The following is a 10,983-nucleotide window of genomic DNA, read 5'->3' as shown; positions in this document are numbered from 1 at the left end:
AGACCTCGCCGCCGCCACCGGCGGCACCGCGACCGGCGCCGACGTCACCGTCAACGGTGCGAGCATCGATTCGCGCACCCTGGACCGGGGGCAGCTTTTCGTGCCGATCGTCGCCGAGCGCGACGGTCACGAATTCCTCCCCGCGGCCTTGGCCGCCGGCGCTTCGGCATACCTGACCAGCCGCGACGACACGCCCCCGCCGGACGGGGCGGCCGCGATCCGCGTCGACGACACGGCGCTGCCTGCGAGCGCTTGCCGGGCAGCCCGGGCCCGGATCGGCGAACGCGTCGTCGGGGTGACGGGTTCGGTGGGCAAGACCTCGACCAAGGACCGCTGGCCGGCGTCCTCGCCTCCACCTATCGGACGACGGCGAGCGCCAAGTCGTTTCAACAACGAGCTCGGCTTGCCGCTCACCCTCGTCGGCGGCCGAGGACGGTACCGAGGCTGCGGTGTTGGAGATGGGGGCCCGCGGGGTCGGGCACATCGCCACGCTGTGCGAGATCGCGTCGCCGACGGTGGGCGTGCTGACCCGCGTCGAGGCGGTGCACCGGGAAAACTTCGGTTCCCTCGAGGCGGTGGCACAGACCAAGGGGGAGTGGTCGAGTCGCTTCCGGCCTCCGGTGTCGCCGTGCTCAAACGCCGACGACGAGAACGTCGCCGCGATGGCCACGCGCACCGCCGCGCGGGTGTTGACCTATAGCGCAGCCGGCGCGTCGGCCGATCTCACCGCGGCCGGACGTCGTGCTCGACGATGAGCTGCGCGCATCCTTCACTCTGCATTCGCCGTGGGGGAGCGTGCCGGTCCACCTCGTGCGCGCGGCGAGCACCAGGTCGGTAACGCGCTGGCCGCCGCTGCTGCGGGCGGTCGCTCGGCGTCGGACTCGACGGCATTGTTTCGGGGCTGCGCAGTGCCGCCCTGTCGGGGCTGCGGATGGAGTTCTCGCAGACCGATTCCGGGCTGACGATCATCAACGACGCCCTACAACGCGAAACCCGACGTCGATGACCGGCGGCGTTGCAGGCATTGGTCCGCGTCGACGTCCCGCGCCGGGTGGCGGTGTTGGGCACGATGGCCGAGCTCGGCGAGGATGCGGCCCTCGCCCATCGCGAGATCGCCGAGCTGGCGTCGTCGCTCGGCGTCGACGTCGTCGCGGTCGATGAGCCGCGCTACGGCGACGGCGTCGTCCACGTCGGGGATGCGGCGGCCGCCGCGGACTATCTCGCTTCGCTCGACGCGCCGTTGGCAGTGCTGGTCAAGGGCAGCACGGGTCGCGGCGTTGGAGCGGGTCGTCGAGCTGCTCGGCTGAGGCCGCTGGGCCCAGTCGGTGAAATTCTGGGCCCAGTCGGCGGAAAACAGGGCCCAGTCGGCGGGGATGAGGGCCCAGTCGGCGATTAGCCGTCGCGCTTGAGCAGCGGAACCAGGCGCTGGGTCTTCTCCGGCGTCCAACCCTCCGGCTCGAGGATCTTGGCCCAGGAGAACGGGATCGCCCGCAGGTAGTGGTGACCGTGCGTGTCGGGCACGTTGACCGCCACCGCCATGTCGGCCGACACCTGCAGGAAGCTCACCACCGGGATCCAGTGCATCGCGGGCAGCACGTCGCGCCCGCGGGGCTCTTTGAGCCAATCCGGCTCGCGGAACAGCAGGCCGGGATTCCACCAGGTGATCGGGTCCGAGGCGTGCTGGATGTACACGATGCGGTTACCCGGCCACGGTGCGTCGGGGCGCCCGAGATCGGTCTCGTCGGCGATGAACCGGACCTGCTTGCCCTTGCCCCACACCGGCATCACCTCGGGCGAACCGTCATCGCGGTCGAGGGTGGTGTCGAGCCACAGCTGGTTGTTGAACGTCGGGCCGGTGAACAGGGCGCCGTCGGTGCGGGCGGCGATCGTCGGGATCGACCCGAAGGGGGACTCCCCGGCGAAGCTGCCCAACGATTCGCCGAACACGACGAGCTTGGGGCGCTGCGCCTCGGGGATCTCGCGGACCTTCTCGCTGACCGCCTCGAACAACTGGATGCCGGCCTGGCGGGCGCGTTCCTTGTCGACCAAGAAAGAAATCCAGCTGGGCAGGTACGAGTACTGCATCGAGACGAGCGCGGTGTCGCCGTTGTACATGTACTCGAGCGAGTCGATGTAGGCCTTGTTCAGCCAGCCGCTTCCCGTCGACGACCCGACGGCGATGACCTTGCGCTTGAGCCCGCCGGTGCGTTCGAGTTCGGCGACCGCGGCGTCGGCGATGGCACCGAGGTCGGGGGCCGAGTCGAGGCCGGCGTAAACCCGGATGGGTTCCATGGCCGGGGTGCCGTTGAACGCGGTGAGCTGGGCGACGGTCGGACCGTCGGCGACGTTGGAGCGGCCCTCCCGGCCCAGCGAGTCCCAACTGACCGTCGACCCGGGTCCGCCGGAGCGCAACGTCGAGGTGGGCGCCGAGGTATCGGCCTTGGTCTCGTTGTTGGCCGCCGCGAAGGAGTTGTTGAGCACCTTCATGACGTTCTCGACGAGCACGCCGTTGACCAGTGCGACGGTCAGTGCGACGACGAGCGCGCCGCCCACGACCGTCGCCAGCCGCGGCGGGACCAGGTCGCGCAGCAGTGCGATGACCCAGCGCAGTCCGATGCCCCAGAACTTGCCGATGGCCATCAGCACCGGGAAGGCGACGAAGGCGACGGCGAGGACCTTGGGGATGGCGGAGTACCCGATGCGGTCGACCCCCATCAGGTCGCGCAGGTCGTTCTGCCACCGGACGTACCAGTAGAACATCACCGCCGCGTCGAACACGGCGACGAAGGCCAGCGCCCACCACCAGAACCGCTGCGGTTTCGGCCACGGTTCACTGCGCGAGACCATGAACCGGGCCAGCCAGGTGATCAGCACGCCGAGCGCATAGCCCACGGCTGCCGCACCGCCGGAGATCACGCCCTGGAAGAACCAGCCGCGCGGTAGGAGCGACGGGGTCGCCGACGCCAGCAGCAGGACCAGCGCCCCGACGAGTCCGCCGTAGGACAAGTACGTGAGCCGTTGGCGCAACGTTCTTCTCGGCCGGTGCGGCGCGGTGCTGGTCATGGCGTTCCTTCGGTTGTCGAGCCCGTGGGAGCGGGTGATTCGGACAACCTACCAAGCGCCGAGCGTCGGGCGTCAGGCTGCTGAGAAACCTCCCCAGGCGAGCGCTCGGGGGAAGTCTGCCCCCGGCGGATCACCCGGGGAACATTTTCCGCAGCGGGCTCTCAGTTGGGGAGTTGGAAGACGAAGGTGTCCTCACCCTTGGCGCAGGCGGCGAGGATGTTTTCCGAGGCCGACGGCCCGCACGTCCAGCCCTGCACGGTCTGCTTGCGGCCGCTGGCGATCATCGGGCCGTATTCGTCGGCCACCTTCTTGGCGGTGTCGCACCGGATCTTGCCCTTGAGGATGACCAGTTCGAGCGCGCCGTCGGGACCGCGGGTCGCCCCGCACTTGGTACCGGGGACGTCGGGCACCTGGCGGTCGGCCGGAATCGAGGTGGGCGAGCCCACCTTCGACGGGTTGGGCCCGGGAACGACGGCCACCCCGGACTTGTCGGTGCTCGACGCCGGAGCACTGGTGGCCGCCGGCGAGCCGGACGTGTCACTCGGGGCGGTCGTGTCGTCGGTGCCGCAGCCGAACAGGACCAGGCCTGCGGCGCCGAGGACGACGGCGGTGCCGGTCGCGCGCGTGATCAGGGTCTTGGTACTTGCCAACATGGGATCCAGGGTAGCGAAGCACCCCTTAACTTTTGATGAATCTTGCGGCAGCCTGCGAGAATGCCCGACGTGACTGCTTCGCAAACCCGGTTCACCGTCGGCACCCGCATGGACTTGGGTCTGGGGCGCACCGGGGTGATCTCCACCCCGCATGGCGACATCGCCACCCCGGCCTTCATCCCGGTCGGGACGAAGGCCACCGTCAAGACGGTGGTGCCCGAGGCGGTGGCGCAGCTCGGCGCCCAGGCGGTGTTGGCCAACGCCTACCACCTCTACCTGCAGCCGGGTCCGGCGATCGTCGACGCGGCCGGTGGGCTCGGGGCCTTCATGAACTGGCCGGGCCCCACCTACACCGACAGCGGCGGGTTCCAGGTGATGTCGCTGGGCGTCGGCTTCAAAAAGGTCATCGAGATGACGGCGGGCCACCGTCCCGACGATGAGAAGATCGCCGAGGGCAAGGAGCGGCTGGCCGCCGTCGACGACGACGGGGTGACCTTCAAGTCCCACATCGACGGGACGACCCACCGGTTCACCCCGGAGCTGTCGATGCAGATCCAGCACCAGCTCGGGGCCGACATCATCTTCGCCTTTGACGAGCTGACCACCCTGATGAACACCCGTGGCTACCAAGAGAATTCGTTGGAGCGGACCCGGTTGTGGGCGATCCGCTGCCTCGCCGAGCACAACCGGCTCAGCGTCGAGCGGTCCCACCGACCGCAACAGTCGCTGTGGGGTGTGGTCCAGGGCGCCCAGTACGAGGACCTGCGGCGCAAGGCGGCGCGCGACCTCGCCGAGTTGGGGGCCCGCGACGAGGCCGACGGCGGCAAGGGCTTCGGCGGGTTCGGGATCGGCGGGGCCCTGGAGAAGGACAACCTCGGCACCATCGTCGGCTGGGTCAACGCCAAACTGCCGGAGGACAAGCCGAAACACCTGTTGGGCATCAGCGAGCCCGACGACATCTTCGTCGCCATCGAGAACGGCATTGACACCTTTGACTGCGTGTCCCCGACCCGGGTGGCGCGCAACGGCGCGATTTACACCCGAGACGGCCGGGTGAACATCACCAACGCCCGCTTCCGCGACGACTTCTCGCCGCTCGACGCGGAGTTGAGCAACTACACGACGCAGTACACCCGCGCCTATCTGCACCACCTGTTCAAGGCGAAGGAGGGGCTGGGCGCGACTCTGGCGACACTGCACAACCTGTCCTTCGTCGTCGAGATGGTCGACGGCGCCCGCCGCGCGATCGATGACGGCACCTACCCCGAGTACCGCGACGACTTCTTGGGCCGGTACTACGCCAAGCGTTAGACCTCGAAGATCCAGGCCCGACGGGGGAGGACCGCGGGGTCGAAGCGTGCCAGGAGTTCGCCGCTGGTGACCGACTCGTCGGCATCGGCCAGGTTCACCGAACGTGCCATCAGGTCGAGCACCGTCTGCGTCGAAACACCCTGGGCGGCAAGGTCCTTCAGTGTCACCGCGCCGTCGCGCTTGGACAGTCGGACGTCGTCGGCGTTGACCACCAATGGGACGTGGGCATAGGTCGGCGCTACCCAGCCGAGCAAGGTCGCGAGATAGGCCTGCCGCGGCGCGGAGGCCAGCAGGTCATCGCCGCGCACGACCTGGTCGACGCCGGTTTCGGCATCGTCGACCACCACGGCGAGGTTGTATGCCGGGGTGCCGTCGCCGCGGCGCAGCACGAAGTCGTCGACCGCGCCGGTGTAGTCGCCGTGCAGCTCGTCGTGGACGGTGAACTCGCCGACGTCGGTCCGCAGCCGGATCGCCGGCGGCCGGCCCGCGGCCCGTTTCGCCTCGAGTTCCACCGCGCTCAACCGCAGGCAGGTCCCCGGGTAGGCGCCTTCCGGAGCGTGCGGCGCCCGCGGGGCCTCGAGGATCTCGCGGCGCGTGCAGAAGCATTCGAAGGTCCGCCCCGCCGTGGTGAGGGCGGCGACCACCTCGTCGTACCGGTCCCGCCGCGACGATTGGAACAGCACCGGGAGATCCCAGTCGATGCCCAGCGCGGCGAGGTCGGCGAGTTGGGCCTCGGCGGCGCCGGGGACGGTGCGCTCGTCGAGGTCTTCCATCCGCATCAGGAATCGTCGACCGGTGCTGCGTGCGAACAGCCACGCGACCAGCGCGGTCCGCAGGTTCCCGACATGCAGGTCTCCCGACGGGGAGGGGGCATAGCGGCCGGCCGACACATCGGTAACCCTAGTGCCGCCCCGGTGACAGATGCGACGATGAACCGGTGGACCTTCCGGTGAACCCGCCCGTCGCGCCGATGCTGGCCAAGGCGGTGGCGGCCGTCCCGCCGCAGCCGGACGGTGAATCCGTCTGGCTGTACGAGCCGAAATGGGACGGGTTCCGGGTGCTGGTCTTCCGCGACGGCGACGAGGTCGAGATGGTCTCGCGGGGCGGCAAAGACCTGGCCCGCTATTTCCCCGAAGTCGTCGAGGCGGTGCGGCGGGAATTGCCCGACAAGGTCGTCCTCGACGGGGAGATCGGCGTTCCGCGCGCCTTCGGCGACGTCCACCGGCTCGACTGGGATGCGCTGAGCCAGCGCATTCACCCGGCCAAGTCGCGCATCGACATGCTGGCCGAGCAGACCCCGGCCATCGTCATCGGGTTCGACGCGCTGGCACTGGGACCCGCGGACCTGATGAGCGAGCCGTTTGAGGTGCGCCGGGCCGCGCTCGTGGCGGCCGTCGGGTCGAACGGCACCGCGTCGAGCATCCGGGCCAGTCGCGTCACCGCCGATACCGGGGTGGCGCAGCGCTGGTTCTCTGCCTTTGAGGGCGCCGGGCTCGACGGGATCGTGGCCAAGGACCGTGCCGGCGTGTACGTCCCGGGCAAGCGGGAGATGCTCAAGGTCAAGCACAAGCGCACCGCGGACTGCGTGATCACCGGCTATCGCGTCCACAGGAGCGGCACCGGCGTGGGTTCGTTGCTCCTCGGCCTGTACGGCGACGACGGGGAGCTCCGGATGGTCGGCGGATCGAGCGCCTTCAGCGACGCCAAGCGCGTGGAGCTGCAGACGCTCCTCGAGCCGATGCGCCCCGATGCGGACACCCCGCACCCGGGTGAACTGACCCGGTGGCGCCACGCCGGCAGCGGCGAGTTCTTCCCGGTGAACCAGGAGCTTGTCGCCGAGTTCGCCTATGACCAGATGGAGAACGGGCGCTTTCGCCACACGGTGAAATTCCTGCGCTGGCGGCCCGACCGGGAGCCCGACAGCTGTCGCTACGACCAGCTCGAGGTCCCGCTGTCCTACGACCTCTACGCCGTGTTGGAGGACGCGTGATGTCCGGCAACGGAGCGGCGGCCGAAGTCGACGTCGACGGGGTGGCGGTGCGGCTCACCAGCCCAGACAAGGTGGTCTTCCCCGACCTCGAGAACGGCAACCGCAAGCGAGACCTGTTCGACTACTACGTGCGGATGGCCGGGACCGCTGCCGCACCCGGGCCGGTGTTGAGCGCGGTGTACCGGCGCCCGACCTACCTGCAACGCTTCCCCGACGGCCTGGCAGGCGACGAGGTCTACCAGAAACACCTGCCGCACAAACGCCCCGACTACCTGCACGCCACGGTGGTCGAGTTCCCGTCGAAACGCACCGGGCACGCCCTGTGCCCGACCATCCCCGCCGACCTCGCCTGGGCGGCCCAGATGGGGACCGTGACCTTCCACTGCTGGCCCACCGTCGATGCGGGGGAGCCCGATCCCAACAACCACCCCGACCAGCTGCGTATCGACCTCGACCCGCCCGACGGGGCAGATTTCGACGAGGTGCGGGCGGTGGCGCTCGACGTCGTCAAACCCGTCCTCGACGACTTGGCCCTACCCGGCTTCGTGAAGACCTCCGGCAGCCGCGGCATCCACGTCTTCATCCCGGTCCGCCCGCTCTGGGATTTCATCGCCACCCGCCGCGCGGTGATCGCACTGGGCCGGGAGATGGCGCGCCGCGCCCCCGATCGCATCACCACCTCGTGGTGGAAGGAGGAACGCGGTGGGCGCGTGTTCATCGACTACAACCAGAACGCCCGTGACCGCTCGATGGCGTCGGCCTACTCGGTGCGCCGCAGCCCCATCGCCCAGGTGTCGGCGCCGGTGACCTGGGACGAACTCGTCGACGTCGATCCGCGCGGCCTGACGCTCGCGACCGTCCCGGGGCTGGTCGAGCAGCGCGGCGATCCGTGGGCGGGGATGGCCGAGTCCGCGGTGGGGATCGAGCCGCTGCTCGAGATGGTGGCCCGCGATGCCGAGGACGGCCTCGGCGACCTGCCTTATCCGCCCAGTTTCCCGAAAATGCCGGGGGAACCGCCGCGCGTCCAGCCAAGCCGCAAGGTCGCCGAGCACTGGGACCAATGGGGCAATCCTCGCCTCCGGCCCTAGGAACGCCCACACGGGTTCGGTTAGGGTTCCCTACATGATCCGTGTGGCTGGAATCCTCGTCGCCGGTGCCACCGCAGCAGCGGTGATCGCCCCCGCGACCACTCCGTCGGCGACCGCTGCCCCCGCGCGCCCGGCGATCTCGGTGTACCTCGCCGACGGCACGACCCCGGTCGGTGCCGCGCAACTGCACCCCGGCGACAAGCTGGTCGTCAAGGGCCGCGGCTTCGATCCGAATGCGAACACCTCGGGCTTCCCGCTCCCGGTGCCGCCCGGTGTCCCGCACGGCACGTTCATCGTCTTCGGGGCCTTCGCCCCGCACTGGCGCCCGTCGGCCGGTGCGCCGGAGTCCTCGCGCGCCCAGGTCCGCGGCAACACGAAGTGGGCCCTGTCCCGCGACGCCCTTTACCGAGTGCCCAGCGCGCCCTTCGACATGCGCCGCACGATCCGCCAGCAGTGGGTGCCGCTGCATCCCAACGGGACCTTCACCGCGACGGTGACACTGGCGACGCCCAAGTCGATTCCGGCCAACGCGCGCTGGGGCATCTACACCTACGGCGGCGCCGGCGCCGACAACGCCGCCCAAGAACTGAAGGTGCCGGTGCGGTACTCCACCGCGGCCGGGCCCAACACGCCGGTCCCGCCGAAGCGAAACCTGGTCTGGGCTTACTCGCCGTCGTTCTACAAAACCGTGTCGGGCACGACGCAGGGCAGCGTGACCGGTAGCGAGGGGGCGACCGTCGACAAGGCGGGGCGCATGTCCTTCGAGCGCGTCAGCGGTTCGCTGGCCGGCGGTAACGGAGTCCTCCGGTTCCGCGGCACCGTCGTCGCGTCGACCCGGTTCCACCTCTACGAGGTGGCCCTGGTCGACCCCATCCTGCGGGTCCGCAACGGCCACGGCGTCCTCAGCATGCGTACGTCGACGACGAACATGAACGGTACGGACGCGACGCGGCGAATCGATATTGCCGACGTCGACCTGAGTGGTGCGAGTGCCGACGGCAAGCGCGGTGCCCGGGTCACCTTCCGGCCGGGGATCTCCCCGCAGGTGTTGGCGCTGCTGTCCACCGGGGCAGCGTCGCCGCTGGATCTGGTGCTGCGCGACTGACGGCTATTGGAGAGTCAGCTTGTCGGCGCGCCACTGGCCGTCGACCCGCTTCATCGTCACCTTCATGTGCGCGTCGGCTTGGTGGTCGACGGCTAGGGGGCCGCTCGATTCAATGCGTCCGGTGAGCGCAACGGTGGCCTGCGCCTTGTCGCAGGCGGCTACCGTGCGGTTGACGGTTCGGAACGCGGTCGACGTCTTGGCCAGGTCTGGACTGGCGCGCATCGCGAATAGCGGTCCGGCTTGCTCTGCCACGGTGTCGTACCCGTGCGGAGTCCACTTTTCGCGCACGCGACCGAGGAAGACATCCTTGGTGACCCCGGCCTCCATGGTCAGGGCGGTGGTGACGGCGTCCGACGCGGCGTCGGCGACCGTGTCGCAATGGTCGTCGGTCAGCGCCCGGTAGCCGACGAACGCTCCGATCCCGACGGCGGCGGCGAGGACCGCGGCCACGGCGGCAACCGCGATGATGATCCCGACGCGGCGCGGTTGCTTCGTCGGTGGGAGGTGCCCACCGGGTGGTGGGTATGCGGCGGGACCGGGTGGGTATGCGGTGCCGGGCGGGTATGCGGGGCCGGGCGGGTATGCGGGGCCGGGCCCCGCCGGCGGTTGCTGGGGCGGGAGCGATCCGGTCATGTGGCTTCCTGTCTTCCCCCGCGACCGGGTCAGCGAGCTCGGCTGTAGGCGCGTGTCGCGACTACGCCGAAGACCAGCGTAAGGCCCACGGCCCAAGCCAGGCTGATCACCGCATCCGAACCGAAGACCGATTCACCCGCGGTGGTCGCATTCCGCATGGCCGCGGCGATGCGGGACACCGGGTTGGCCGTGGCGATCGGCTGGGCCCATCCGGGGAAGTCGCCGAGCTTGACCAGGCCGGTGGAGAAGAAGGTCATCAACAGCAGCATCGCGTTGAGGGCGCCGACCGCGCTCTCGGCCGAATCAGCCATCATCGCGACCGCCACCATGAACCAGGCGACGCCGAACCCGACGGCGAGCGGGATCGCGAAGTAGACGACGCCGCCGAGTAGCCCGTTCTGGAACCGGAACCCGAGCGCGACGGCGACCACCGTGATCACCGCGAGGGTCAGCGCGTTGCGGGCGATGTCGGCGACGATGCGCCCGGCGAGCGGGGCGATCGGCGAGATCGGCAGCGTGCGCAACCGGTCGTCGAACCCGGAGGTGCGGTCCTGGTGGGCGGCGATCGCCGTCGACAGCGAGCCGAACAGCACGCCCATCGTCGCGAACACCGGCGCCGCGTACTGCACGTACTCGGCCAGGCCGGCCTGCGGCATCACCATCTTGCCGAAGGAGACCGACATGAGCAGCAACAGGATCGTCGGCATCGCCGCCGCCGTCGCCACCGTCATCGGCGACCGGTCCATCAGCACCAGCCCCCGCCGCGTCATCACTGCGATGTCGCTCATGCCGTCCTCCCGAAGACGCGCGGAGCCAGGGCCCCGAAAACGATGATCGAACCAGCGCACCAGGCGAGCGCGATGAGGACCGCGTGCGTGGTGTTCACCGGGTGGCCGGCATTGGTCGCGACCGTGGCCGCGTCGGTGGACACCGCGCGCAACGCCTCGGTGATCCGCGACAGCGGCTGGTTCTCCACGATGGGCTGCATCCAGCCCGGGTAGGCCCCCTTGGGGACGAACAGGGTGAGACGAGCAGTAGCGGGAAGTAGATGAGGCCGCCGATGGCCTGCGCCGGCTCCGGGTCGGCGGTGGCATAGCCCAACACCAGGAACGGCAGGATGATCGCCACCGACGGCGATGA

13 protein-coding genes are annotated in these 10,983 nt (G+C 69.7%); 6 read left to right on the top strand and 7 right to left on the bottom strand.

Features of this window, described 5'->3' with window-relative positions; translation table 11 throughout:
• Positions 1 to 126: 126 nt before the first annotated feature.
• Positions 127 to 315: a hypothetical protein gene (locus nbrcactino_RS18240; protein WP_228460879.1), complete on the bottom strand. Its 189-nt coding sequence runs from the start codon at positions 313 to 315 to the stop codon at positions 127 to 129.
• 143 nt (positions 316 to 458) lie between these two features.
• On the opposite strand from nbrcactino_RS18240, the gene nbrcactino_RS18235 reads away from it, so the two are divergent.
• Positions 459 to 755: a Mur ligase family protein gene (locus nbrcactino_RS18235; protein WP_267130408.1), complete on the top strand. Its 297-nt coding sequence runs from the start codon at positions 459 to 461 to the stop codon at positions 753 to 755.
• 260 nt (positions 756 to 1,015) lie between these two features.
• Complete coding sequence (locus tag nbrcactino_RS18230) at positions 1,016 to 1,396, top strand: hypothetical protein (RefSeq protein ID WP_228460876.1); 381 nt, start codon at positions 1,016 to 1,018, stop codon at positions 1,394 to 1,396.
• Here nbrcactino_RS18230 and nbrcactino_RS13450 read toward each other — a convergent pair.
• Both nbrcactino_RS13450 and nbrcactino_RS13445 read right to left on the bottom strand, forming a co-directional pair.
• Positions 1,393 to 3,063 carry an alpha/beta hydrolase gene (locus tag nbrcactino_RS13450; protein ID WP_161925948.1) on the bottom strand — a complete coding sequence of 557 codons (1,671 nt, stop codon included), beginning with the start codon at positions 3,061 to 3,063 and terminating at the stop codon, positions 1,393 to 1,395. The genes nbrcactino_RS18230 and nbrcactino_RS13450 overlap by 4 nt on opposite strands.
• A 161-nt stretch (positions 3,064 to 3,224) precedes the next feature.
• On the bottom strand, positions 3,225 to 3,716 hold the full coding sequence (locus nbrcactino_RS13445) for a hypothetical protein (protein ID WP_161925949.1): 492 nt from the start codon (positions 3,714 to 3,716) through the stop codon (positions 3,225 to 3,227).
• A 60-nt stretch (positions 3,717 to 3,776) separates the two neighbouring features.
• On the opposite strand from nbrcactino_RS13445, the gene tgt reads away from it, so the two are divergent.
• The gene (gene tgt, locus nbrcactino_RS13440; protein ID WP_161925950.1) at positions 3,777 to 5,027 is read left to right on the top strand and encodes a tRNA guanosine(34) transglycosylase Tgt; all 1,251 of its coding nucleotides are present in this window, start codon (positions 3,777 to 3,779) and stop codon (positions 5,025 to 5,027) included.
• On the opposite strand, the gene gluQRS is transcribed toward tgt, so the two are convergent.
• On the bottom strand, positions 5,024 to 5,917 hold the full coding sequence (gluQRS, locus tag nbrcactino_RS13435; RefSeq protein WP_228460643.1) for a tRNA glutamyl-Q(34) synthetase GluQRS: 894 nt from the start codon (positions 5,915 to 5,917) through the stop codon (positions 5,024 to 5,026). The genes tgt and gluQRS overlap by 4 nt on opposite strands.
• Positions 5,918 to 5,964: 47 nt before the next feature.
• On the opposite strand from gluQRS, the gene nbrcactino_RS13430 reads away from it, so the two are divergent.
• The 3 genes from nbrcactino_RS13430 to nbrcactino_RS13420 are packed head-to-tail and all read left to right on the top strand — an operon-like array spanning position 5,965 to position 9,210.
• Complete coding sequence (locus nbrcactino_RS13430) at positions 5,965 to 7,017, top strand: ATP-dependent DNA ligase (RefSeq protein ID WP_161925951.1); 1,053 nt, start codon at positions 5,965 to 5,967, stop codon at positions 7,015 to 7,017.
• The gene (locus nbrcactino_RS13425) at positions 7,017 to 8,105 is read left to right on the top strand and encodes a DNA polymerase domain-containing protein (RefSeq protein WP_161925952.1); all 1,089 of its coding nucleotides are present in this window, start codon (positions 7,017 to 7,019) and stop codon (positions 8,103 to 8,105) included. Before nbrcactino_RS13430 ends, nbrcactino_RS13425 begins: the two co-directional genes overlap by 1 nt.
• 34 nt (positions 8,106 to 8,139) lie before the next feature.
• Positions 8,140 to 9,210, top strand: coding sequence for an HtaA domain-containing protein (locus nbrcactino_RS13420; protein ID WP_161925953.1), 1,071 nt, complete (start codon positions 8,140 to 8,142; stop codon positions 9,208 to 9,210).
• 3 nt (positions 9,211 to 9,213) lie between these two features.
• On the opposite strand, the gene nbrcactino_RS13415 is transcribed toward nbrcactino_RS13420, so the two are convergent.
• The 3 genes from nbrcactino_RS13415 to nbrcactino_RS18035 are packed head-to-tail and all read right to left on the bottom strand — an operon-like array spanning position 9,214 to position 10,831.
• Positions 9,214 to 9,843: a hypothetical protein gene (locus nbrcactino_RS13415; protein WP_186343290.1), complete on the bottom strand. Its 630-nt coding sequence runs from the start codon at positions 9,841 to 9,843 to the stop codon at positions 9,214 to 9,216.
• A gap of 29 nt (positions 9,844 to 9,872) precedes the next feature.
• Positions 9,873 to 10,631, bottom strand: coding sequence for an ABC transporter permease (locus tag nbrcactino_RS13410; protein WP_161928068.1), 759 nt, complete (start codon positions 10,629 to 10,631; stop codon positions 9,873 to 9,875).
• The gene (locus nbrcactino_RS18035; RefSeq protein ID WP_186343391.1) at positions 10,628 to 10,831 is read right to left on the bottom strand and encodes a hypothetical protein; all 204 of its coding nucleotides are present in this window, start codon (positions 10,829 to 10,831) and stop codon (positions 10,628 to 10,630) included. Before nbrcactino_RS18035 ends, nbrcactino_RS13410 begins: the two co-directional genes overlap by 4 nt.
• Between the last annotated feature and the right edge of the window lie 152 nt (positions 10,832 to 10,983).

It is taken from the genome of Gordonia crocea (genome assembly GCF_009932435.1).
GTDB lineage: Bacteria > Actinomycetota > Actinomycetes > Mycobacteriales > Mycobacteriaceae > Gordonia > Gordonia crocea.
The sequence above is the reverse complement of the archived record's forward strand: the minus strand, read 5'-3'. Positions and strand labels throughout refer to the sequence as shown.

What these genes read in the sequence shown, in the direction of transcription:
- nbrcactino_RS18235 (WP_267130408.1), top strand. Translation starts at nt 459, where the DNA reads ATGGGGGCCCGCGGGGTCGGGCACATCGCCACGCTGTGCGAGATCGCG.
- nbrcactino_RS13450 (WP_161925948.1), bottom strand. Translation starts at nt 3,063, where the DNA reads ATGACCAGCACCGCGCCGCACCGGCCGAGAAGAACGTTGCGCCAACGG.
- nbrcactino_RS13445 (WP_161925949.1), bottom strand. Translation starts at nt 3,716, where the DNA reads ATGTTGGCAAGTACCAAGACCCTGATCACGCGCGCGACCGGCACCGCC.
- tgt (WP_161925950.1), top strand. Translation starts at nt 3,777, where the DNA reads ATGCCCGACGTGACTGCTTCGCAAACCCGGTTCACCGTCGGCACCCGC.
- nbrcactino_RS13425 (WP_161925952.1), top strand. Translation starts at nt 7,017, where the DNA reads ATGTCCGGCAACGGAGCGGCGGCCGAAGTCGACGTCGACGGGGTGGCG.
- nbrcactino_RS13420 (WP_161925953.1), top strand. Translation starts at nt 8,140, where the DNA reads ATGATCCGTGTGGCTGGAATCCTCGTCGCCGGTGCCACCGCAGCAGCG.
- nbrcactino_RS13415 (WP_186343290.1), bottom strand. Translation starts at nt 9,843, where the DNA reads ATGACCGGATCGCTCCCGCCCCAGCAACCGCCGGCGGGGCCCGGCCCC.
- nbrcactino_RS13410 (WP_161928068.1), bottom strand. Translation starts at nt 10,631, where the DNA reads ATGAGCGACATCGCAGTGATGACGCGGCGGGGGCTGGTGCTGATGGAC.
- nbrcactino_RS18035 (WP_186343391.1), bottom strand. Translation starts at nt 10,831, where the DNA reads ATGCAGCCCATCGTGGAGAACCAGCCGCTGTCGCGGATCACCGAGGCG.